19 protein-coding genes and 2 pseudogenes are annotated in these 23,508 nt (G+C 58.1%); 11 read left to right on the top strand and 10 right to left on the bottom strand.

What is annotated here, in order from left to right; translation table 11 throughout:
- Positions 1-26: 26 nt before the first annotated feature.
- Together C492_RS14670 and C492_RS23110 are read right to left on the bottom strand one after the other, a co-directional pair.
- Entirely contained in the window at positions 27-872 is an 846-nt protein-coding gene (locus tag C492_RS14670) for a hypothetical protein (protein WP_008424937.1), read from the bottom strand.
- Positions 869-2,050, bottom strand: a complete 1,182-nt coding sequence (locus C492_RS23110) for a glycosyltransferase (protein WP_083898860.1) — start codon at positions 2,048-2,050, stop codon at positions 869-871. Before C492_RS23110 ends, C492_RS14670 begins: the two co-directional genes overlap by 4 nt.
- Positions 2,051-2,235: 185 nt before the next feature.
- Between C492_RS23110 and C492_RS14655 the strand changes: the two genes are divergently transcribed.
- Positions 2,236-3,498 (top strand): O-antigen ligase family protein, encoded by a 1,263-nt coding sequence (locus tag C492_RS14655; RefSeq protein WP_008424932.1) that lies wholly within the window; start codon positions 2,236-2,238, stop codon positions 3,496-3,498.
- A gap of 132 nt (positions 3,499-3,630) precedes the next feature.
- On the opposite strand, the gene C492_RS14650 is transcribed toward C492_RS14655, so the two are convergent.
- Positions 3,631-4,848 (bottom strand): O-antigen ligase family protein, encoded by a 1,218-nt coding sequence (locus tag C492_RS14650; RefSeq protein ID WP_008424930.1) that lies wholly within the window; start codon positions 4,846-4,848, stop codon positions 3,631-3,633.
- A 495-nt stretch (positions 4,849-5,343) separates the two neighbouring features.
- On the opposite strand from C492_RS14650, the gene C492_RS14645 reads away from it, so the two are divergent.
- The 3 genes from C492_RS14645 to C492_RS14635 all read left to right on the top strand — a co-directional run bounded on the left by C492_RS14645 (position 5,344) and on the right by C492_RS14635 (position 7,282).
- Positions 5,344-5,568: a hypothetical protein gene (locus C492_RS14645; protein ID WP_008424927.1), complete on the top strand. Its 225-nt coding sequence runs from the start codon at positions 5,344-5,346 to the stop codon at positions 5,566-5,568.
- A 757-nt stretch (positions 5,569-6,325) separates the two neighbouring features.
- A complete protein-coding gene (locus C492_RS14640) occupies positions 6,326-6,592 on the top strand; it encodes a hypothetical protein (RefSeq protein ID WP_008424925.1) in 267 nt (88 codons plus the stop codon).
- Positions 6,593-6,625: 33 nt separating this feature from the next.
- The gene (locus C492_RS14635; protein WP_008424923.1) at positions 6,626-7,282 is read left to right on the top strand and encodes a hypothetical protein; all 657 of its coding nucleotides are present in this window, start codon (positions 6,626-6,628) and stop codon (positions 7,280-7,282) included.
- A 248-nt stretch (positions 7,283-7,530) separates the two neighbouring features.
- Here the strand turns inward: C492_RS14635 and C492_RS14630 are convergent, their stop codons facing one another.
- Positions 7,531-8,508, bottom strand: coding sequence for a hypothetical protein (locus C492_RS14630; RefSeq protein WP_008424921.1), 978 nt, complete (start codon positions 8,506-8,508; stop codon positions 7,531-7,533).
- A 244-nt stretch (positions 8,509-8,752) separates the two neighbouring features.
- On the opposite strand from C492_RS14630, the gene C492_RS14625 reads away from it, so the two are divergent.
- The gene (locus tag C492_RS14625; RefSeq protein ID WP_394295479.1) at positions 8,753-9,034 is read left to right on the top strand and encodes a helix-turn-helix domain-containing protein; all 282 of its coding nucleotides are present in this window, start codon (positions 8,753-8,755) and stop codon (positions 9,032-9,034) included.
- A 206-nt stretch (positions 9,035-9,240) separates the two neighbouring features.
- Here C492_RS14625 and C492_RS14620 read toward each other — a convergent pair whose 3' ends face one another.
- Positions 9,241-10,233 (bottom strand): M14 family zinc carboxypeptidase, encoded by a 993-nt coding sequence (locus C492_RS14620; protein ID WP_008424917.1) that lies wholly within the window; start codon positions 10,231-10,233, stop codon positions 9,241-9,243.
- Between the two features lie 312 nt (positions 10,234-10,545).
- Between C492_RS14620 and C492_RS14615 the strand changes: the two genes are divergently transcribed.
- Positions 10,546-11,526 (top strand): M14 family zinc carboxypeptidase, encoded by a 981-nt coding sequence (locus C492_RS14615; RefSeq protein WP_008424914.1) that lies wholly within the window; start codon positions 10,546-10,548, stop codon positions 11,524-11,526.
- 430 nt (positions 11,527-11,956) lie between these two features.
- Here C492_RS14615 and C492_RS25390 read toward each other — a convergent pair.
- Positions 11,957-12,405, bottom strand: a pseudogene (locus C492_RS25390) (hypothetical protein); the annotation flags it as partial.
- Between the two features lie 391 nt (positions 12,406-12,796).
- Positions 12,797-13,993: a Cdc6/Cdc18 family protein gene (locus C492_RS14610; RefSeq protein ID WP_008424913.1), complete on the bottom strand. Its 1,197-nt coding sequence runs from the start codon at positions 13,991-13,993 to the stop codon at positions 12,797-12,799.
- Positions 13,994-14,390: 397 nt separating this feature from the next.
- Here C492_RS14610 and C492_RS14605 point away from each other — a divergent pair, with 397 nt between their 5' ends.
- Complete coding sequence (locus tag C492_RS14605; protein WP_008424911.1) at positions 14,391-15,617, top strand: Cdc6/Cdc18 family protein; 1,227 nt, start codon at positions 14,391-14,393, stop codon at positions 15,615-15,617.
- Positions 15,618-16,031: 414 nt separating this feature from the next.
- Here the strand turns inward: C492_RS14605 and C492_RS14600 are convergent, their stop codons facing one another.
- Positions 16,032-16,337, bottom strand: a complete 306-nt coding sequence (locus C492_RS14600) for a hypothetical protein (protein ID WP_008424909.1) — start codon at positions 16,335-16,337, stop codon at positions 16,032-16,034.
- 762 nt (positions 16,338-17,099) lie between these two features.
- Here C492_RS14600 and C492_RS14595 point away from each other — a divergent pair.
- Positions 17,100-17,411, top strand: coding sequence for an MTH1187 family thiamine-binding protein (locus tag C492_RS14595; protein WP_008424907.1), 312 nt, complete (start codon positions 17,100-17,102; stop codon positions 17,409-17,411).
- Positions 17,412-17,838: 427 nt separating this feature from the next.
- Here the strand turns inward: C492_RS14595 and C492_RS14590 are convergent, their stop codons facing one another.
- Entirely contained in the window at positions 17,839-18,810 is a 972-nt protein-coding gene (locus tag C492_RS14590; RefSeq protein WP_008424905.1) for a hypothetical protein, read from the bottom strand.
- 183 nt (positions 18,811-18,993) lie between these two features.
- On the opposite strand from C492_RS14590, the gene C492_RS14585 reads away from it, so the two are divergent.
- The 3 genes from C492_RS14585 to C492_RS14580 all read left to right on the top strand — a co-directional run bounded on the left by C492_RS14585 (position 18,994) and on the right by C492_RS14580 (position 23,007).
- Positions 18,994-20,406 carry an SWIM zinc finger family protein gene (locus C492_RS14585; protein ID WP_008424903.1) on the top strand — a complete coding sequence of 471 codons (1,413 nt, stop codon included), beginning with the start codon at positions 18,994-18,996 and terminating at the stop codon, positions 20,404-20,406.
- A 1,227-nt stretch (positions 20,407-21,633) separates the two neighbouring features.
- Entirely contained in the window at positions 21,634-21,777 is a 144-nt protein-coding gene (locus C492_RS23835) for a DUF2080 family transposase-associated protein (protein ID WP_152424923.1), read from the top strand.
- Positions 21,778-23,007 (top strand): RNA-guided endonuclease InsQ/TnpB family protein, encoded by a 1,230-nt coding sequence (locus C492_RS14580; RefSeq protein ID WP_008424899.1) that lies wholly within the window; start codon positions 21,778-21,780, stop codon positions 23,005-23,007.
- A 20-nt stretch (positions 23,008-23,027) separates the two neighbouring features.
- On the opposite strand, the pseudogene C492_RS25950 reads toward C492_RS14580, so the two are convergent.
- Positions 23,028-23,474, bottom strand: a pseudogene (locus C492_RS25950) (sugar-transfer associated ATP-grasp domain-containing protein); the annotation flags it as partial.
- Positions 23,475-23,508 lie beyond the last annotated feature (34 nt).

Below are 23,508 nucleotides of genomic sequence, written 5' to 3'. Positions count from 1 at the left end.
GGGGCTTTCCGGCCGGAACAAGCCCCCTACTCACTCGTGGTTCGGGACCGAATCTTCGAAATAGCACGCCGGGTTGCCTCTCTGATTCCATGCTCCTGGGCTCGGAGCCGATACTTGTGTAGCGGGGAATCTCGTTTATCAGTATGGAGCTGGAGCCCACCCAGAAGTGTCCACGTGCGGTGTTGCTCGGTCGAGTTGATGATCGCGGCGGCTTTCGGGACGTCGATATACTTCCCGGCGCCCGGAGAGTTGATATCTAAGAGCCGCCCGTGAAACATCTTGACAGGCCCCTTGGCGTGGCCAGGGTACCGTACCATTGTGTTGTACTCTGACGGCAGTGTCGCGACTCGAAGCTCGGATTCGTACAGCGCCTTCCGAAACGCGGGCTGGTTCTGGCTGTTCTCGCCCGACGCCAGTTCGGTGTAGTAGTCGCGCCACTCCTCGAGAAACGTTCGGAACGGGGGGCTCATTCGATAGGCGACAACCCCGGTGTTGTACTCCGGGAACGCGTCTGGTACTCCAGACACCTCATACGCACTTCCGTCCTGATTGTGTGCAGCAGCGATATCAAACGCGTCCAGAACCTCGAACACGTCTTCCACAGAGGCATCGAGATAGATATCGGTATCAAGACACAGCGTGCGATCAAACGGTGTCTTCTCGAGATATCGGATCTGGTCTCCGAAATCTCGGTCAGAGTCATCAGCCTGAATCACCTGATCGAACGGTGTCCCCTCTGTCTTGACGCCGGCAACGTCCGTAACAATTGCAACGGGCGTGTGTGGCATGAACTCCCTGAGCCGCGCAGCAGAGACCGCCGCCTCCTTGACGAACGGCTTGCCGGAGGCAATGTACAGGACTCCCTCAGTCACGAGTGAGTGTCCGTTGTTGAGGTCGTTTCAGAGTGGCGAGCGTGGCTCTCGTGTACAACTCCGTGTTCGAGCACGTGGAGATACTCGTCCGCAATCGCGGAGACGCTGAAGCGTTCTGCGCGTTGCGCGAGGGTGTCCGTGTCGTGGTCTGCGGCGAGTGTACTCGAGATCGCCTGGGACAGTTTCTCGACGTCACCAACGGGGACGAGTTCCCCATACTCTCCGGCTGCCAGGATCTCCCGTGGACCACTCCGACAGTCCGTTGCGACGAGTGGAGTGCCACACGCCATCGCTTCAATCAGGACGTTCGGACACCCTTCCCACTTCGATGACAGCGCAAACACGTCACTGTCTGCCATATAGCTATAGGGATTGTCCACAAATCCTGGCAAATCAACACGATGGGCGATATCGTGCTCCCTCGCGAGCCGCTCGAGGGGTTCCCGGTTCTGTCCCTCTCCCAGGATGACGAGTCGGGGCTCGGGGTCGTAATCGGTAGCTGCAAGCGCTTCGATGAGCGTCGCGAAATCCTTCTGGTCAGCCAACTCTCCGACCCCGAGAACGATCGGCCGCTCGCGATCAGAGTGAAACCAGGGATGGTCGACACGTTCGCTGCTCTGCGAACGGAGATCCTCGTTGACAACGGGATTGTAGACCGTACTGGCACGACGCTGTGGAACGCCGAAGTTCGTAACCACATCGTCGGTTACCTCCGCAGAAACCCCGATCACGTGATCGGCGTGTTTGTATGTGCGTTTCGCAGTCAGATGGACGAGTCGATGTTTCGGTTGATCCAACATCTCCTCTTTGACGCTCATCATGTTCGAAATGCGGATAACCACGCGAGTCTCCACTCGCGACAGTTTTGTGGCGACGATCGCTGCAACGTTTGCGGTATCAATCGTCGACAGGAGGACCGTCGGACGCCGTGTACGGAGATAGTCGACGAGTTTCGGGACCGCTGCGAGATAGCGACGTGTGTCGAGATCGACGACGGTGACTGCCTCGGAGACGTGATCAAGATATGCTCCCTCTTCCCGCCCAAGAACAAGCTCTACGGAATACCCTTGCTCTGCGAACTGGTTCGCAAGCCGAACGATAACCCGTTCAGCGCCTCCTCCTCGCAGTGAGGGGACATACATCGAGATATCAGGTCTGTTCACCCCCGGTAAATCCATACTCTTTCAGTTAGCTAATAAAGTTAAAAACCTTCCCAAAAATATTGGCGAAGGGTTGAAATTGTATGATGTTTGACTATGTGAGGTTATCTTCGTAGATAGCGGTATACCTTAGTGCTGAGAGACTGCATGGTCCGCTATGCTGAATGACAGAGCTACTGAATGGAAATTTTTTGTAACGAAGAATGGCAACTGAGACACTCACTCCGGAGCGGGGACGTGACTACGATGCGCTCGCTCTGGCAGTGCTCGGTATTCTCGTTGCGAGTATTTTACCGGTTACCGTCTGGCTCCCCAGTGCGGTCGGCTCTGCGGTTGTGTTTCTGGCCTATGCCGGCCTTGGAACGGCTCTGCTGTACGGTGTGTTGATAGAGGGGAATCCTCGGGCAAACGTTCGTCGATGGATCGATACGATCCCCCGATTTGCACTTCTCTCGTGGGTGGTCATTAGCACACTCTACCTCCTCCAGATCGTCCTTGGAAACTTCGAATCGATAACAAACGTCGGGTCGGCTCTCGCAACTCCCGTCATCGTTGCCATAAACCTCTTTCTCATTCCGCGACTGCTCTCCCTGGAGCGGTTCCTCGAGTTCGTCATGTGGGTGAGCGGCTCGCTCGTTATTCTTGGACTTCCAGTGTTCCTTCTTGCACTGGTAATCGACTCGGCAGCACTCACCCCGTATCTGTGGCAAACGCCACTCTCGTTTGGGTTCATCGAACTCCCGCGTATGAGTTCCGTCGTCGACAATCCCAACGTCCTGGGTCGGCTCACCTTCGCCGGTGCAATCATCAGCGTCCTCTTCATCCTTGAGCGAGACACCGTTACTGATCGCCTGTTCCTCGGGCTGAACGTACTGGGACTGTTCCTGAGTAACTCGATGACAAGTTTGATCGTGTTTTTCGTTTCGCTTGTCCTGATCGGTGTCTACGTTTACGCGGGTCGGAAGTGGTTCGTCAAGATGCTCGGATTGGCTGCTGCAGGCGTCCTATTCGGGGTCGCCGTGATGTATTTCGTAATCGCGCCGATCACCGGGACCACACTCAGCGGCCGGCTTGTTCTGTGGGAAGCGACCGTACAAGCGATCGCACAGGAACCGATTCTTGGGTACGGCTTTGGCGGCAGTGGTGGACTGATCGAGCCCTATACGGCCGAGCCGCAGTTCCAGGGCGACGGAACGCACAATGCGTACCTGTATCTGACCCTCACAACGGGGCTTCTCGGGGGACTTGCATACATGATGCTCTACTTCGGTTCGATCGTCTACGCGCTACGACGACGTCTCCCTAGTCTCGCTCCCCTCGTTCTCGTGTTCGGATTTGCTATTATCCAGCTCATGGAAACACAGAACGTCTTCGGATACACTGTGCTTTCGGTCGTTCTATCGATCACGGTTGGCTATCTGCTTCTCCCGTCGCGACGAGTTCAACGGACAAGGACTGTGTTGTGAGCTGTCTCTTGCCTCGCTCACTCTTGGCGTCGTTTTGCTGTTAGTGATCCTGACACTTCCGCGCTCGAGGTCTCCAGGTTTGGGCCAGAGAAGTAAGAAGTACTGTAGGACGGGCTCTCGAGAGAACGCTGCCTACTGGATATCAAACTTTGCGGAGAGCCCCTCGACCTGACCGTCTGCCGCTGAGGAATACAGCAGTAACCCGAGACAGAGCCCCAGCACGATCGACGAGACGCTGAGACCGCCCAAGAAGAGCGATTCGAAGCACATGTAGACAAACATCGCTATCGAGAGCCCAACGACGAAGGCGTTCCAGGGGGTCCAGGATTTTCGGAGACCCTGACCGAGCGCGTAGGCAAGCGCTCCGAGGTAGAGACTCCCGGCAAGGAGTCCAGTACTCAAGGGTGGATACAGATAGGAGTTGTGCGGGCCGTACGTCTCACCGATCTGGGCAGCCGTATCAGCAAACCCGATGCCGAGCAGGGGATCCGCGGCGAGGCGCTCGAGTGAGGCAACCCAGCTGTGGACTCGGATCATCAGAGTCCCCTCCATTACGGTGGTAACATGGCCGAGGCGGATCGCAACGTAGCCACCGAGAAGCGCGATTGCAACGCCGACAAAGCCAAGTCGCCGATCGGTTCCCGACAGGACGAGGATCGCTCCAACGACAAATCCGACGAGAGAGGTCGTTCCGTCGCTCAGGAAAAGGCCGAGGAGACAGAGTCCAAGCGCTCCGATCCAGGCCGAACGACGGCGAACGAGGGCGGTATACAGTGCAGTCAGGCTCCCAACCATCATGACGAACCCGTAGGTATTCGGGTTGTGAAAGATCGAGACCGTCCGAATACCATCGATACCCAACACAGTCCCCCCGACATACGCATAGAGTGACTCGCTCGTCTGAGCATCCTGCCAGAGCATCCCGAGTCCGACCAGGGTGAGCAGCACGGCGACGACGGTCACCTCCATCGTGAACGCCTGTCGCCGGTCGTCAATCAGCGCTGGGAGGACGATCACGGTTGCGATGACCGTCGGCGGCGTCACGAGGATATACTGGAGGACTTCCGAGTGAGTCGTTGCGAAGTAGTGGACGACCAGTCCGACCCAGTACCCACCAAACAGAACAAGAAATCCCGGAGCGAGTTGCAACCGAAGTCCGGGGTAGAGGAGGCCATACGCGACGATCACCAGGATTACGGATCCCGTCAGAAGGTAGCCGACCGTCTGGGAGACGAGCCAGCTCGAGACCAAGAAGCTGCTGAGAATCGGGAGTACCGCAAGAACCGGGAACGCATACGGCAGTGGTGAGCTGTTTCGTATCGGTTCCCGAAGCCGCCGTTGGAGATCCATTGTGTTCTCGAGATATAGTGTTATCCATGCATTTATAGGTATGAGATATGAATTTTGATCAGTACCTGTTGGATATAGAATAGAGTATCGACTAGATCTGTTCTCAAGAGCGCCAGATGGGATGCGAAGAGTGACCTCAGAGTGGTGTAGCCGGCTCGCAGGGTCTCAATCGAACCAGTTGACGTACTCGTCACAGACTTTGCAGTCCGCACGCGTTACCCATCCATCACCGCGGTCGTGATCGTATGGAGGGATTTTCGAGACACGGATCTCCATGGCGCCACACTCAGGACACTGAGTCGGAATCGGCTGGGTCACTCTGCTACGTCTTTGGTTGCAACTCAAATAAGTATATTCTAGATCAGTCTGAAAACTGTATCATAGATAGCAACTGATATACCGCCTGTTCTCGACAGATTGTTTGCACGTTGATAGCTACCCGGAAGACGAGTACTAGAATCAGAGGCAAGTCATACGAAATATGGTCTGTGGGATATGATAGAGGATCCATTACTCGCGCTACTCGGTATTGTGATTATGGTCATCGGTGTGATCTGGATGAGGTATCCAGCACTGCTCGCTCGAGGAGACGACTCCGTGGGCGACGAAGCGGTAGCTACTGACCAGGAATCCGATACCGAGCTCCCTCAGGATTCTTCGGCCGAGGACGAACAAGCGGCTGATACGGACGAACAGGAGACAGAAAGCGGCCGGGATTGACATCCCTATGGATGACGTTGTGAGACTCCCCATACGCCGGGTCGGTCACTCGATAGGAGACGGGAGCCAAAGCGGTGGTCCGCGGAGGGTGAGTCTCACCGATTCGGTTTCACTAGGAATTAGTATGAATGAAGGGGCGGGTAGGGGGGGAGAAGAGGGGAGGGATCAGCCTGGATCGTGAGTCCCCTCTCGAGACGGGTCGGAGCATCGGACGCTCGTCGGATGGCGCCGTCGGAGGGTCCGAGTGCATCCACCCATCTACGGGTAGTCGCCCATACTACTAATAATTATCTGTTAGGACAATCTATGCAAATTAGACTAGTTCCCGGAGAGACGTTTCAGTGGTGCTTATCGCTTTCGGTGGTAGATTCTGATGTGCTTGAGTACGACCACTCAAGCAGCGAGGCCGTTCTCAACGGCCCTTCCGACCTCGAACTTGAGTCGTCGCATAAGCGGTGGATTCGGATCGAATCATAGCCAACACAAGCGATTCCAGAGCGGGTAGCGTCCGCTATCTCTCGAGTGATAGATCTCGAGAAGGTCACTTGAGAACCCTCGACCTCGCTTTAGCTCTAATAGTCGTATTATTTCACTTTCACCCTCCGATATACCAGCCCTTATTTTGATTGCGGCAATAGTCTCCGCTGAAGATGTACTATCAATCTATCTCACAGTCTACAACCAATGGCGCGTCCGTATCTCGCCTCAGCCACAGCCCTGCGCAGCCAGTCTACTCCGCTCTAAAGAGGGGGTCGCTATGACGTTCTCGAGCACCTCCGATGAGGACACTGAGCGCGAACAGATCCTCGAGACGCTCTCAGAGCGAATCCAGTTCATTGATACTCATCTCGAGGAAATGGACCTGGACTCGAAGGAGAACCAAGAACTCGCGATCAAGTGGACGCGAACGCTTGGGTCGCTTGCGGGCCAGTATCGCCTGCTGATGAAGGATACGGATATCGACGAGATGCAGTCAGATCTCGAGTTACTGGAAGCCGCCAAGGAGGCACGGTCCAATGACTAAGCAGTCTCTGCGATCACTTGAGAGGTGGTCCCGATGACGAAGCGTCGGCTCGAGCGCGATCTCGAGGAGCAGCGTGACCTCCTCGAGGAACTGTCACCCGACGAGCGTCTCGAGGTGTTTCTAAAGGCAGCAGCCGACAACAGGGACGACTGGCTCGAGGCGCTTTGGGAGACCTGCCCGAAACATCGTTATCGGATGGTGGACCAGGCGTTTACCGAGCGCAATCGAGTCGCGATACAGGTTCGACAACACGCAGTGTATGAGCTCCATACGACCCTTCTGGAGTTCCAGAAGAAACGGCAACGACAATACCTTCAGTGGGTTATAGATTCCAACCGTGATGAAGACCCTGACGAGGAAACAGAAGCGGAGGCCAGCGAACGAGCCGAGCAGCTTCAGCTGTTTTTCGGTGAACTGTACACGGTGTATCATGGGTATCGACAGTTTTCCGAAGAGGAACTCGGTGTCGCTCTCGAGACGTGGCTCGGTTCCTGTCTCAATGGGGACACCGTTGCTATGGCTGTCGCGGAGACACTCGAGGATACCCATATGAAGCGTCTCGCTACAGAAAATCTGAATCCATCCGATACCGAGCCCGACGACGAGGAGTGGATCACACTCGATGACGTTGCGACCATCCGATACGAGGCGCACGTCGAGATGTGGGATGACGCACTCGATGGACTGTAGCAGCGAAGCCCCGTACTGTCGGCAACTGTCGGGCGGATCGTCGCTCGACATCGTTGGCTGCAGGGGGGTCCGGGGACAGCTGGTGTCCTCGGACACACCAGCCCCGCCCGTCTCGAGTCTGAACCGACGACGACCGATCGAGCGAGAGACCCCACGGTATCCGACTCGTTCGAACAACCACTTCGTGCGAGGGGGATGGGGTTCGTGGGTGAGAGGATACTCTCTCGAGCAGTGTGTTGGGTCCGTGGTCAGCTTTCTCCGTGGACGCCAGCTGTCTCCGAACTCGCGGCTGTCTCACCAGGGAGTGCCGCATCGGACGGCACGAGGAGTCGGCGCTCCGTATAGGAGAGCCCGTTCTTTCGCTCGGTCTGCTTGCGGACCGCGAGGCGGTGTTTCGAGAGCTCGAGGACCGCGTCGATCGTGCGCGAGACGAGTTTTTTGGCGTAGGCCTCGCTGATGCCCTCTTCCTGGCGGCGTATCCAGTGTTTGAGATCGCTGGCTTTTACGTACTCACGGACCGACTTGCAGCCGTTCTTCCAGGGGTTATCGCCGACCGTCGAATCGGTCCGTGCCTTCCACAGTTTTGCGGCGAGTCGGGTCGGGAGGGAATTCGTTGTCGAGCGGCGCATGTCTTCGTCGAGCCGGGCGAGTTGTTGAATCGGCAGGAGATCGCCGTGGGCGAGTGTGGTGTCGGTACGATCGAGCGGATCGTCTGCATCGGGGGTCCGGTAGTAGGTCTGCCCGTCGGCCTTCGTGAGCCGTTCGAGGTAGTCGGCGTCGAGTTCGAGGTCGTGTTCATCGACGTTGGCCTCGCGGAGATGGGCGCCCTTCTCGAGTTCGCGCGATTGGAGTTCCTCGATGCGGGTCTTGTTGGCACCCGTACGGTTTCTGGTGGCTTCGGTGATTGCTGCGAGTTCGTCGGTCGTTGTCTCGAGGGCCTCGAGGGTTGAGCCGTGGCTCTCGATCGTCGAGCTCTGCTCTTCGATCATTGCCTCGTAATGATCGAGTCGCTCAGATAGTCTATCTCGTTCGCTCTCGAGGTCAGTGACGCGATCCTCGAGGTCCTCGACGCACTCCTCCAGTTCAGTGACGCAGGTTGCGAGTCGCTCGTTTTCCGTTCTCAGGGCCCGCAATTCCTCGAGGATTGCCGTGAGTGTCGCCTGCTTGCCGTTCGGTTCGTCCTGTCGGTCGGGAGTTTGATTACCCCGTGAATCATCGTTGATCATGCTTCCGTAGTCTGGATACGGGAGCTTCTCGCGGACTCGGTGTCTCCAGCACCGATCCGCTACGTTCCGAAACTCTGAGCCTCGGATCCGCGTATAGCTTCCGTGAATCAACGTGTGTTCTCCGCCCACTTAATTCTAGATCATATAGCTCAATTGTGGATCGTATACTCCAAGAAGGGGCGGAGTCGGTGTAATTAATCGCTACCCGATGATCTCTCGGCGTATGCGAGCCCGTGTCTCGTGGATGAACGAGGCCGACGACGCGATTTTGGAGTACCTACAGGAGTTAGAGACTGACTCAGGCCATCGGATTGCGCTTCCACCGACTGCCGTCTGGTACAACATTGTCGAAGAACTCGAGCTATTGGATCGGAGTCAGAATACCGTTTCACGACGAATGAATATCCTTTCTGAGGCTGGACTGCTCGAGAAAACCGATGCGAAGCGTGGTTATTATCGTGTGACCGATCTGGGAATCGCCTACCTCGAGAGCGAACTCGGCTCTGAGGATCTCGAGCGAGAGTAGTCGTTATCGCGAAAAGGGAGATTCCGGAGGTAGAAGATCTGAAAGCCTAATGAACGTGTAACTCGTGCCTTGCTGCAGGGCTTGTGTCGGTGTACTTTGCCAACTACTGGCATTCCTTTCAGTCCTGCTCAGGGTGGCTGAGTGAGAATTATCGGCAGTAACTCAAGTCTCGGTTACCGATTCGAGTCCGAACCGGTCGGAGGAGCCTACGACTGCTCCCACGGCCACTCGCCCATCTCGTCCCAGTCCGGCCGTTCTGGGATCTCTGCGACACGGTCGGGATCGCGATCGAAAGCTGTTCCGTCAGCCGTTTCCTCGAGCAAGACTTGATTCGCCTTGCGACACTGACGGACCAGCTGTCCATTCATGCCCTCGTAGGGGTGGCTCGCCCCCATCTCGCTCAGTACCGTCGCATACCCCCGAAGTCCGTAGGCGTTCCGGGCGATGTTCGCGCCCGTCCCGCCGGGGTAGACCGACAACTGTGCGTTGGCGAATCCCTCGACGCGATCCCACATCGCGACGTTCAACTGCTTGCCGCGGTCGACGACAGCGGGTTCGATATCCGGATTGCTTGACCAGAAGTTCGACATCGTGATGTAGTCGCCCGGATTGTCCTTCTCGTCCGGCCAGGGACCGCCCTGAATGTGGAGGTCGGCGACCCACAGTGGATCGATAGCCGTGACGTAGTCGATCATCGCCTGGGCCTCCGGTGAGGGGTTGTCATCGGCTCCTGGATCGTAGTCATGCTGGCGATTCAAATCAATACCGTCGAGGTTCTCGCGCTGGTTGCGCATCGCCCCATCCGGATTGAGCATCGGAACAACATGAACGGTCAGTTCCTCGCGAACGCGGGCCGTGTAGCCGTCAGCTGTCGAGAGGTGGCGGAGCTCGTCCATCATCGCGTTCGTTGGATGGGGCTCGTTACCGTGCTGTTCCGTCACGATAAAGACGTCTTCGTCGCCGTCGCCGACCGTCGCGGCGACGAGTTCGCGTCCCTCGAGACTCTCGCCGATCCCCTCGAGCGAAAGGGCACTCGCCCGTTGCTCGAGACTCTCGAGTTCTGCGAGGAGTTCCTGATGGGTATACCACAGCTGTGTCTTCTCGCGTGCCCACGGCTCAGCTGCGCTTACGATTCCTGGTCCGAACAGGCTCGCGCCAGTGATTCCGGCTACCGTCTTGAGTGTGGTTCGTCGGTTCATACTGTACTTTGGGTCTTCCCTACTAGTATAAAATAATTCACTGGAAACTCAAAAATTGAATTGATAGCAATGTAGTATCAGCAGGCGACTACGCCTCTCAAGGAGTGTGAGAATCGCAGTTCACTGGCTTCGATGGCAGATGATCGAGTCCGATTTGCGAGCGCGTCGCCGTCGGAGTTCTGTTACAGTTTTTGCAATACCTCCAAATAGATATAAGGAAGAAATTAACATGCTTCTTGTTATCTATATTTAATCCTCACATATCTAATAACGATAAGTATAATAGCAATCAAATAGTTTGCTTACCGTGTCATGAAACGACGTGACACGTTAAAACTGATCGGCGGTATCGCCGGAACGAGCGCCGTCGCTCCGGGCGTCGTGAGCGGCCAGGAGTTCCCTCGCGAGAACTCACGGTACTATACCCACGAGGAAGTATTGGATCGCCTAGCCCGGCTGGAACAGACGAGCCAGGATCCCGTCTCGCTGACGGAAATCGGAGCAAGCATCGAAGGGCGCGAGCTCGTCGTCGCGACCATCGGTGAGGGCGATACGGACGTGTTCTTCACGGCTGAACAGCACGGCGACGAGCCGACGGGGACGCTGACGATCCTGCAGGTACTTCAGGGGCTCGCGGCGGGGGGCCAGAACGTTGGACAGATCCTCGAGGAGTTGACGGTCCACGCGCTGCCGATGCACAATCCCGACGGTGGTATGCGCAACCAGCGGACGAACCTTGACGGAATCGATCCGAACCGCCAGCACCACTATGCACCCGGGTCGGACGACAACCCTTCGCCAGAAACGCAGGCGATGATCGACTACGTCACCGACCTCGATCCGGAGTGGGTGGCAGACCTGCACACCCAGACCGGCGACTACGTCGACGACGACGGCGAGTCGATTCGGGCGTCGAACTTCTGGCCGATCGCAGAGGAGGCTGACCCGGCGGCCGTCGAACTCTCGAAGCGGATGAACTGGGCGATCTACGACGAGGTCGACGACCAGTACGGCTACGCGAACATCTCGCAGTATCCGGGTGGAACGGGAACGAACATCGCCCGGAACGCCTACGGTGTGCGCGGCTACGGCAGCGTGCTGCTCGAGATGACCGGGCAGGTAGACGACCGAGGCGAGCGCATGGAGGGAATGATGGTCCGACACATGCGCTCGGAGGTCGAGGTCCTGCTCGAGGAGACGGCGGACGGCTCGCTGTACGAGCGGGATCCGGCCAACGCTGAGACGATTCCGGAGCGCGGGTCCCGGTCGCCGTGGCCCTGGGACTCCGAGTAGGGCGTTTCAGCGCGGTCCACGTTCTTGTTCTTTGCAAGTGTCCACGTGAGCCATCGGCGGATGCTCGAGAGAGAGATCGTCGTGCTTCGCTCGATTCAGTCGGACTACCTGCATACTTGATCTCGGCACTATGTTCGATGTGTGCCGAGGACTCGAGGAGACAGCTGTTCGGAACGTCTTCAAGGAGATAGACGTCTGCCATCCCGAACAGGAACGCCGATCACCGATTCGATCATTGTTGGTTCAGGGATGCCTGGTGACAGCTGGTGTCTTGGTGGAACGTGTGGAATGGGTTTCGAGCGGTAACCGACGACAACCGATCGAGGACGGTCCGATAACTACTCGTCCCTCCCTACTAACTGCATGCGCCGTGGCGGTGTGGTCTCCTGAGCGTGTAAGTGCACGCTCGAGCGCGCTCCGCAGGGGTCGACTAGCTCCCGCCGTGGACGTCGGCTGTCTCCGGTGTGGGCGCGTTTTCGTCCGTGGGACGTTCGCCAGGGATATCCGCGTCAACCGGGAGAACGATCCGTCGTTCGGTATATGAGAGTCCGTTCTTTTGCTGGGTCTTTCTGTGGACCGCAAGGCGATGTTTCGAGAGCTCGAGGAGGGCGTCGATCGTTCTCGAGACTAACTTCTTGGCGTAGGCGTCGCTGACGCCGTCTTCTTAGCGACGGATCCAGTGTTTCAGGTCACTGCCATTAACGTACGCTTGGATGTTCTTGCAGCCGGTCTCCCAGGGATTGTCGCCGACGGTCGAGTCGGTCCGGGCCTTCCAGAGCTTTGCGGCGAGTTGGGTTGGGAGAGCATTCGTTGTGATCGACGCATGTCCTCCTCTAATCGGACAAGTTGCTGAATCGGCAGAAGATCTTCGTGAGCGAGAACGTTAGCATGCCTCGCATATGCCGCCAGCACCCTGAATGCTACTATAGTTGCACCTCATTCCGTCTATCCCGAGCATGTGTGCTACTAAGAGAGAGTGGATTTCGTGTGTTCTTGGCTGATCGAGTTCTGGTTACATCTTTCTGGGTGTTGGAAGAGTCCGAGAGTAGATTTCGTGTGTTCTGAACGATTGTCTCCAAGCGTTCCGAAGAGGGAGAGTAGATTTCGTGTGTTCTGAACGATTGTCTCCAAGCGTTCCGAAGAGGGAGAGTAGATTTCGTGTGTTCTGGACGATCGCCTCCAAGCGTTCCGAAGAGGGAGAGTAGATTTCGTGTGTTCTGGACGATCGCCTCCAAGCGTTCCGAAGAGGAAGAGTAGACTTCGTGTGTTCTTATCCAGTTGACCGCTCGATCTCCTCCCGGCTTTCGAGGACGATCAGTGGATCAAGGTCGAGTTCGTACTCATAGTACTGCCCACCACTGCGTCCCTGATTTCGTTCGTGTCGAATCAGAAAGCCCAGCATGTGGAGATCAGAGAGATGATCCTGAATACTTTTCAGCGTCGTCAGCGGGGATGCGCCATATGCGTTCGCGACCTGTTCATACCTGCTCTGGATCGTCTTCGATCGAGCAGGGATTTCGTCACGCTGTTCCAATTTGGCAATCGTTTCTAAAATATACTGTGCGTGTTTCGTTTGATCACGGATCTTGTTCTGTAGCCGACCACGTTGCACTAGCTTTCGTGCTTCCTCAATGTGCTCATCCGTCACGGTCTGATCATTCGCTCGCTGTGCTACCTCGCCACCGACACGAAGGAGATCGATTGCCTGTCGCGCGTTTCCCATATCCTGTGCCGAGAGTGCCGCGGCTTTCGCGATTGCAGAGCTATCACACGCCTCCGCAGCGAACGCTTGCTCGGCTCGATTAGTGAGAATCGTCCGAAGTTCGCCAGCGTCGTACGGACTAAACGAGATCTCCGTCTCCATCAGTGTGTCTCTTACCTTTGATGAAAGTGACTGGCGAAACGTATAGTTATTGCTAATTCCAATGATCCCGACCACTGCGTCCGTAATATGGCCGTTCGATCGTGCTCGCGGGAGTTCATAGAGGAGTGTATCAACTTCATCCAGATGATCGATTTCGTCGAAGACGAGAAGATGAGTCCCGCCACGCCGATCAAGCTGTGTATAAAGTTCGTCGAACGCGTCGCCAGTTCCAAGGCCACGTTTCGGAAATGGGCTTGCGTCAGGAGGAAGCAACGTATTGACTAACCGTCGAACGACCATGAAGAGCGTCTTTCCGTTGCAGTTGAGTTCGTGAACGTAGAGGTCGTCCGCTTCTTCTCGAGTCGTCACTTCCGCCTGTAGCTCGCTCATCATGTACGTTGTTACTGCTGTCTTCCCAAGACCTGCTTTTCCATAGAGAAACACGTTTTCAGGCTCACGGCCAAACAAGACGTCCTGAAGCGCATGGCTGAACGCGTCAATCTCCTTTTCTCGCTCGAGGATTGCCTCGGGTTGATAGCTCTCGCTAAGCACCTCCTTTTCGTCGAAAATCGTGTCTGTAATATCACTAAACGGTGATGACATTCCTCATTCACAATCATCTCACTATAATACTTAAAACCAGCGTTCGTCTGTTTCGCATGTTTTCGCACTCTATTCGGTATTACCGATATCCCTCGATCTAACCGTCCTTAGACGCTATCTGAATCGAGAACACACGAAATCCACTCTCCCTCTTCGGAACGCTTGGAGACAATCGTTCAGAACACACGAAATCTACTCTCCCTCTGGATCCCCAAACGTAGCGAGCGATCACTGGTATCGACAAGTCCGTTCGTATCCTCGATTCAATCCACAATAGCAGCCGGGTACCCGTCCTCAGTACTCGCTCGGCGTCTCTTTCGACTGGTCGTGCTGTGAGCCCCAGAATCGTTATCCGTCTTCTGGGTTTCTGGTAGTATACACGTAGCTTCGTTGGAATATGACTGACTACGACGACCTCTTCACCGAGACTGCACCCGATGACAGCCTCTTCACTGCAAAGGGCGTGCTTGACCCGCTCGCCGATCCTGAGGAAGTTCGCGCTCGAGAGTCCCAGGAACGCGAACTAGCCACGCACCTCAATGGGATCCACGACGAGTATCTGCCCCCGACAGTGTCGATCCACGGGCCGCCGGGAACCGGCAAAACGATCACGACGCGGCGTGTGTGTCGCGAATTCGCCGCACGAACCGAGTCAATTGCCGTCGAGTACGTCAACCTGAAGGAGTGTCGAACGCTGTTTAGCGCCGCCAACGAGATCTACTACGAGCTCTCCGGCGAGAAGAAAGGCGCCTATGCGGGGCTGGACGGCGTCTTCGAGGGGATCTGGAACGCACTCGAGGAGTACCCCGAGTGGACGGTCCTGTTGCTCGATGAGATCGATCATATCCAGCAGGATACGAACTACGATCCCAGCGATTTCTTCTACCGGCTCCTGCGCGGGGAGGGGAAACTCGCCCGCGGGATCAACCTCTCGGTCTGGCTGCTGAGCAACGAACTGCTGGAGGTCGATCTGCGACTGGATAGTCGCGTCGAGAGCACGATGAGCGACGAAACCGTCTTCTTCCCGCCGTACGGCGAGGAGGAACTGGTGGCGATTCTCGAGCCCCGCGTCGAGCGAGCGTTCCGTGACGGGGCAGTGCCTGAGGACGCGTTCGAGTACGGGATCCGGGAGGCGGCCCGCCGGTGGGGCGACGCACGGAAGGCGCTGACGCTCTTCCGGCAGGCCGGCGAAACCGCCAGCGAGCGAGGGCTCGATGAAGTGACGAAAGACTGTCTCGAGGTGAACCTCGAGACGACCGACCGGGACACGACGATGGAGACGCTACTTGACCTGCCGTTCAACCACTTCCTGGTGCTCACTGGGATTACTGGCTGGAAACGCGGCGGTGAGATCAGACAGCCCGTCACGACGGCGAAGGTACACGAGTTTCTCCATCAGGACGAATATCCCGAAGAGTTCTCTCTCAGTGAGCGCACGATCCGTACGCTCCTGACCGATCTCGAGACGATGGGACTTATCGAGACCTGGATCGAATCGAAAGGCCGTGAGGGACGGCAGAAACAGATCGAGACGACGTTCGAGCCACAGTGGGTTCAGGATGCGATGACAGATTATGCGACCGAGTCGACGTATCTCAAGGCGATTGTCGCTAACGAGGAATGAGCTATACGTTGACCTCGAGGTTGGCAAAACCATACTCGATCAGTCCGACTATCGGAAGTGATTGAGTGTGATCACGATTCCGTCCCCATCGAGACACTCGAGCGCACGACCGGTTCCGTAGTACCCTGGTTACGGACACCAGCACAGAGTTTGCAAAGAGAGGTACACACCTCGAATCCGATGGCAACAGGGGTGGCCTGCGCCTAAGCGAGAAACGACAGCTCACAACCGATTCAGTGGCTTCCCCGAAGCGCGCTCGAGCCGAACCGAAGACGAGGCCAGCAGGCTGACAAGCCTTGCCTGCTTGCGGAACCGCTGCCCACTCGAGGTTGCTACCCGCTGTGCGGCCGGTCAATAAATGAACCACGACCTATCCGGAGACAGAGCCCACCACTGAGTGGCACTATGTTCCGCTCAGCGGCCGGCGTTGTCGATCCAGTCCGTTCCCGTCGAGGGTGCGAGCTGTTCCAGTAACTGCTTCCGGAGGGCGACCCCGGTCTCCATCGATCGGGGTGGTCCATCGAGGACTGCGAGCGCGACTACATCTGCGGCCTCCAGATCGCCCTGCCGGACTCTGAGATCGAGTACGGCACTCCGGAAGATGACGAACAGCCGCATCGGCTCCACAATAAGATGATCGATCCCCAGCGACCCGAGCGCCGTCTGGAGATCGACCGGCGACGGCAGGTGGTAGGTCCGCGCTGGCGTCTCGTCGTGCATAACGGGTGGCTCAACCCCCGGGAAGAAGAATGTCAGGGCTCCCGCACCCAGTGACCGGGAGCCGGTCCTGGAGGGCGCAGCCATCGCTGACGCCGTGCTCAAGGCAGGGATCGCATCAGGCCCATAGGACCACTGTGGAGCCGCTTTCCCGGTGTGTGGATCGCTCCGGCGGCATCCGTCTGGGTACTCGCCGACAGAGGAGCTATAGTAGAATTTGGAAGTCTTTGCAGTACGAACTAACGTAGCCAGCTGCTGTACATCAATTCTCATCGGTCCGCCAATCGGTACGAGTAAAGATTTTTGCAGGTTACTATAGTGTATCGGAGCCTCCGCGAGCGAACCCCGTCGGGATCCCGGTGGAAGCCACAGCGCCCGGTTGGCCCCCTGCCTCCCTTCCCCCGACCTGTACTCGCCTTGCCTAGAAGGCCGCGGGGCGGGCACGAGCGGACCGAGCCCGTCCGGTCGCCGCGAGCGCACCCCACTGCCGCTGTGCCAGCTCGGCATGCTCGCCGCTTTCCCAGGAACCGGGCGCACGGAGCGCACCCCACAATCCCACCCCTTCGCTTCCCACGGGCTGAGGCCCTGGACACAGCCAGCACGGTCGTTCGGACCATCGAACACGACTCCCGGCTCGGCGCGTGGCTGGTGTCGGGTTCGGATGCAGCGAGTACCACCCCCGAAGGACTATACTGTGTGTGGGCGTAGCAGAGCGGTGCTCGTGAGCAACCGCACTCGCGCGCCCCAGCCGAACCCGAGGAACCCATGACAGTAATCGCCAGATTCGAGGTCATCCCCGTCCGTGACGGGAGCCTCTCGGACGACATCGCACAGGCCATCGACGCGCTCGAGGAGTTCGACATCTCGTACGAACTGACGGCGACGGACACGGTGATCGAAGCCGACGACGTCGGCGAGGTGTTCGACGCGATCCAGGCGGCCCACACCGCCGTCGAGAGCGACCGCATCATCACCTCGCTCGAGCTCGACGATTATCAGAACCGCGAGCAGGGGGCCGCCGACCGGGTCGAGTCGGTCGCCAGCGTCCTCGGCCGCGACCCCAAACGCGACCGGTGAGCAGCGACGACCCACTGGCCGGTTCGCGGTCCGAGGAGCACTGGCTCGCCCTCGGCAACGCTCAGCGAACGGAGCTTCGAAACCGCTTCTGCGAACTCGATTTCGTGGAGCAGCCGCTCAGCAGTGCCTGTGATCGGCGAATACACCATCACAGTCGGAGCGGTTTCGAGCGCAGCGTTGATCGATGCCAGATCAGCTTCACCCACTACAGTTCGAAATTCGCTGCTGTGATCACCGGCTCGAGCACACCGACAGGCGTGGGCACCGCTTCGAACGTGGCCCTAGGTGCTGTCTCACTGGCTAGGACCCGGAACTCTGTAGTTGTCGTATGTACTTTTTGGCAACGAAAGCTGTCCTCGTAACCCACACTCTCCCAACGCGGGCATCCTTCCCCTTTCGACGGGAGACTGTCAAGACAGGAACCCGATCACCCAACCTGGAACTCAGTACCGGATTTGAACTCAGTGAGCTCCTCGATGCGGGCCTCGAGTTCGTCGATTTCCTCGCGCAGGTCGCCGGCTTCGGGCTCGTCGCTGGCCGCCAGCTGATCCTTGAGGCCCTGTAGCCGTGTTTCTTTGTGCTCTTCGTCGACGTCGGCTTTTCGGACGTACTCCCGTTGGTCGATCTCGTAGACATCACTCGCGCTGAGTTCCGTGACCTCGAGGGCGTCGTCGACCTTGCTCGAGTCAACACTGGTGACGCGTTCACGCGGGATGCCCGCGTCTTCGAGGGTTGTCAGCACGTCGTCTGCGTCGCGCAACGATCTGTACTCGCGGCTCGTCCGTTGGACGGAGCCGAACTGCGCGTGAACCGGTTGGTCGTGATGCACCCGTTCGAGTAAGACGTCGGCAACGTCCTGGCGGAGGTCATCGGCATTGCGCTGGACGTCCGAGAGCAGCGTGTAGAGATTCACCAGTGTCGACGTCTCCTGGTCGCCCAGCGCTGTCACGTCGTGGCGTTCGAGGGCATCGGTGAGAAGTAACGCGTCGGCGTAGACGGCGAGGTCAGGCTCGGTACGCTCAGTCTCGGCGTCGCGCTCGGGTGCCCGGACGAGCTGGGAGGGGCCCGGCTCGTCGCTCTCACGAATGAGCCCCTCACGCTCATCGATTTCGAATCGGGGATGGAGGCTCAACACTGCCGGATAGGGATCGGCGTCGGGCGGCAACCGTTCGAGGTCGAACGCGTCGGCCGCGTCGCCGATGCGGCGCGCGAGCGTCTCGAACTGCGCGCGCTGGAGCGGCCGCTTCTCGCCATCGTCGGGAAACTCGATGACGATCCGCTGCTCCTGAACGTCTGTGATCCGAAACGGGTCGTTCGACAGCGGTGTCACCAGCGTCGCACCGGCTCCCAACGCTTCACACTCCTCGAGCAGGTTCCTCCAGGTTGCCTGGAACACCATGGCTGGAAGTATCGCAGGGCGCCGAGGAAAACCCTCCGCCCAATCGCTGGTGCAGCCCGATCACGAGAACCGGCTCGTGTCTCTCCGTCAGTGATGTCGATCGTGGCACCCCGCCCAGAGAACCCGCCGCGGGGTTGTGTTTGGAAGACGCTATGAGGGTCCGTCTCGTTCTCCCAACTACCTGTGCCAACGTTTGGTCGAACGGCGTCCGGAAAGTGGCACCTCGTCGGCCCTGATGGCTGCCGGTACGGGCGAGCATTTGCGGGCGAGACGGACACCTCCCCGGACGAAACCGTCACAGCCACCGATATCGTCGCGTACGAGCCGCCGGATGACGATCAGCCCAATCCGGTCTCCGTCTCCCTCGGAACGAGGGCCGCTCAGGGGAGTGACGAGCAACGACTCGTCTTCCCGACCGCCGTTCGCGAGAGCAGTGCTGAGCTGTGTGAGTCGTGCCGCTCACGTCTGCAGCGCCACCAAAAGCGGCGGGCTCGGCTCATTTCCGGGCTCAAGCAGGTGACGCCGCTCCGCGACGTCGACTGGGAGGAGAGCGAGCACGAGATTCGGCGGGCCTGTGACTGGTGTCGAGCCCACGAACGTACGACCTGGCAGAGTGAGCGACTCGGCTGCACAGTGTGTCCGGCCTGTGGACGGCTCTTCGAGACGCCACTTGGGGAGCCAACGGCCGAGAACACGCCAGACGTTGATCGTCTCCCGGAGACGCCGGCGGAGCCGATCACACCGATCGTGATCGGAACGACGCTCCCCGAGTACGACCCCACCGAGCTGGGTGGGAGCAACCGACCGCTGATCAAGTACCGTGCCAAGCACAAGTACGCGGAGATGGTGTTCGAGCTCGAGCGGACCGGCCATGGCTTCTCGGCCGAGGGGATCGCTGCGCTCGAGCGGATCCGTGCGAGCTATGCTGACCAGATCGCTGCCGACGACGCTCACCGGACAGACGTTACGCTCGAGGTCGCGATGACGCCACGGACGGTCACGCTCGATGGACTGCTCCCCGAGGACCGGGCGTCGGTGATCGACGAGTGTTGGGGCGTCGTGAGCGATCCAGCCAACTGGGTCCCGATCGGGTGGCCGGAGCAGGGACGGATCCACCGCCGGGCGGCCGACCCCTCGATTCCCGGGAATGAGCCCGTCACGGATGTATTTCCACGCCTTCAGACACAGTCGCCGGCGCAGGGAGTCGATACAGAGGCGCTGCAACAGGCGAGCGAGCCGGGTCGCTACGAGCGGGGCACACGATACTACGAACGCGGGGCCGTGACCGAGATCGAGCGTGTCGAGAATCTCGTGCAGGCGACAGTCCGGGGAAGCCGCACGTACGATGTCCAGGTGACGCTCTCAGAGGGACGGTATGCCGACGGCCGGTGTAGCTGTCCCGATGATGCTGTTCCCTGTAAGCATATCGTCGCAACCGTGTTGGCAAGCGGTGACGTAGATCCCGTCGGTGAGGAGCAATCACTGGACGCGCTCCTCGCGGCGGCGTCTGCCGAGGAGCTTCGAACGCTTCTTCGGGATTTCGCAGCCGACGTAACACTCCGCAAGCGAATTTACGAGGAACTCGGAGAGGAGTGAGTGCAGCCGACGGCTCGCCGATCACGCGGACCACCGGTGCTACTCTGCCGATCTTGGGATATTTCGACTCGCTGTTCCACAGCGTCGAAGACCCCACTAAGAGTGAGTGGAGCGACGGACCGCAACGTCGGCCATTCTCAGGAACGAGAGCCGGCGACTATTTAGTGGTGTATACGACGGTTTCCCCCACCGACGGCCTCGGTCTACCAGTACCGTATCAGTTGTCTGAAGGGGTCTCGATGCGTCTCGTCCGAACAGTCGAGGCCAGCATCCTGACTCACCAACAGGTTCGTGCCAACCTCGACCAGCGCAGATGGGCTGCATCGAAGCTCTGGAGCGAAGGTGGGGGAGGATGTTAAGAGGTGACGAGCTCGAAATCGGTTCCGCCACAGCACGGACACGAACTCCACCGTTTCGGACGAGCGTTACCTCTACTCTTTGCTTGAAGAACGAACCCGCAATCCTGGCACTCGCTAAAGGGGTACAATAGCAGCGACTATCTCATCGATTGGGTTTTACTGCTTTCCCTAGTAAATTTGGTATATGCAAATTGATTATTAATGCTCTTATCTATGTTGATGGTTTTCACTTTTAGGGTCGAGTCTCGAGGCACATAGTGGGTGTTCGCGAAGTGCTCTACTCAGTGGGTTCAATGGATGGTCTATTTGTCGCGGCTGTCTTCTCGAGGGTATCGAACGGAAGATGGCCCAGATCGCGCGGCGTTTGAGGAGCATCCCATCAATCACGGTGCTGCTTGCGTCGTCGATAGACTACTTGTGATCGACCAGCGGGACGTCGCTCGCCTCGAGGACTCGACCGACGGCGGTTCCCGAATCGAGATCGAGCTCCCAGCTGATCATGTCGGGACATTACGCCGAACGGGTGGCTCCGTCATCGGGGCGCAGCGCCGTTTACCTATAGTAACAACTGAAACTGTTTGCACACCGGTCGCACAGTAGTCGTGCGATCGGGTGCGCACTGACTTTCATTGGCTACTATAAAAATCAGGCGCTAATGCCCTGTCCTCAAGGAGCAACGCAGGGAGCAAAGCGACCGAGTAGCGTTAACGAGAGCTTCGCTCTCGTTCGCACATCAGAACGCTTCGCGTTCTGAGGACGCAGTAGGGCGGGGATACAGCGCCGTCATCGTCTCACATACACTCTGCAACGACCGGCCCACAGGCCCACCGAAGCGTTTATGAGTCCCGACAATGTATCTACATTGTACATGGAACAGTTCACAATCAACGGCCACGAAGTTGTAGACGGCAACGTGAAACCCACCGGCAACGGCGCTCACGTCTACGTCCCGAAGCGATGGCGTGGCGCAGACGTGAAAATCATCCGCACATCCGACCCTAACGACGAATAGATGAACTACAACTACAGGTATTGGCTGAACCCATCCGACGACATCCGCGAGCAATTAGCGTGGACTGTCAATACCTGTAGGCAGGTCTACAACCATTTCCTCCACCGATTCAACCGCCACGGCGGCACCTCAGCGTACTCCGAGCAGGAGCGTCTGCCGGACCTGAAAGACTGGTGGACTGACCTGCGAGACGTTCACTCGAAGGTGTTGCAGAAAGTCGTCCAGCGGTTGTACGACAACCTCTCCACGCTCAGAGGCCGGAAGCAGAACGGCTACAGCGTCGGGGAGTTGAAGTGGAAAGCACCGGGTGAGTACCAATCGTTCACCTATAGTCAGTCCGGCTTCAAACTCAAAAACACGAGTGGTCGGACCCGGCTGTGGCTCTCGAAGATTGGAGACATTCCCATCACGTTCCACCGCGACCTGCCCGACGACGCCACCATCAAGACTGTCACGGTCAAACGCGAACCCACCGGCAAGTGGTACGCCATCTTTGGCGTCGAAATCCCTGACGACCCACCCGAGAAGCCCGACGAAGTAACTGATGCAGTCGGCATCGACGTGGGAATCCTGAAATACGTCCACGACAGCGACGGGACCGCCGTCGAGTCGCCAGACCTTTCCGACGAACGCGAGCGGTTGGAACGCGCTCAACGCAACCTCTCGCAGAAGGAATACGGCTCGAACAACTGGGAGGAACAACGCAAGACGGTCGCTCGACGCCACGCCGACCTGAAGCGCAAGCGTCGAGATTTCCTCCACAAGTTGTCGAACTACTACGCCACCGAGTACGACTTGGTAGCCGTCGAGGACTTGGACGCGAAGGGACTGGTCGAACTACCGGGCAACTCTCGGAACCGAGCCGGGGCCTCGTGGGGGGCGTTCTTGCGAATGCTCGAATACAAGTGCGAGCGAGAAGGAACGCACTTCGTCGCCGTGGACCCCCAAGGCACGACCAAAGAGTGCGCGTCATGTGGCGTCGAGACGGACAAACCGTTGTGGGTACGCGAGCATTCGTGTCCGTCGTGTGGGTTCGAGGCGGACAGAGACTCGAATGCGTCGTGGAACATCCTTTCTCGCGGTCTCGAACAAGTAGGGATGGGCTGTCCCGAATCAACGCCTGTGGAGACTGCGCTCCCTACGGACACCGATTCGGTGTCTGCAAAGCGCGTCGTGGAAACAGGAAACCCCACCCTCAAGGAGCGAACCGCGTTAGCGGTGAGCGAGTAGGGTGGGGAGGAAGTCACGATGCGCAGTGTATTGGCAGCATGCGGGTAGACCGATCGAATGTATTCTCCTGGGAGACAGTACTCAGTGACGAGATACCCGTCCATTTCGGCAACTCGCTCCTGCAGCCGTTGGGACGACACGCTGGTCCCATCTGTTTCGTATCCATCGTCTACTGACGAAAGGATGTGAACGCCTTCCCCTGCTGCACCGGTTCGGGATTTCACGACAAGAGAGCCCTGGTCGTCCAGCAAGGATCGAAGGGCAGTCCCTTGTTCAACTACGGTTCCCTGAGAAAGTGTGCCGAATTGCTCCGGCAGGAGCTCACTATAGCCTCGTTCTCGAAGCACGTCACGAAACGCCTGTTTGTCGTCTGCAAGGTCGGCGGCAGAACCGCTGATCGAACTCGCAAACTCTTCGTCAAGATCAGTAACGTAGGAGGACGGACGCTTGGACTCGAGATCATACAACTGCCCAGACTTCGGTGTCAGTGGCTGTGTTGAA

Source organism: Natronococcus jeotgali DSM 18795 (assembly GCF_000337695.1).
In the GTDB taxonomy this organism is placed as follows: domain Archaea; phylum Halobacteriota; class Halobacteria; order Halobacteriales; family Natrialbaceae; genus Natronococcus; species Natronococcus jeotgali.
The sequence above is the reverse complement of the archived record's forward strand: the minus strand, read 5'-3'. Positions and strand labels throughout refer to the sequence as shown.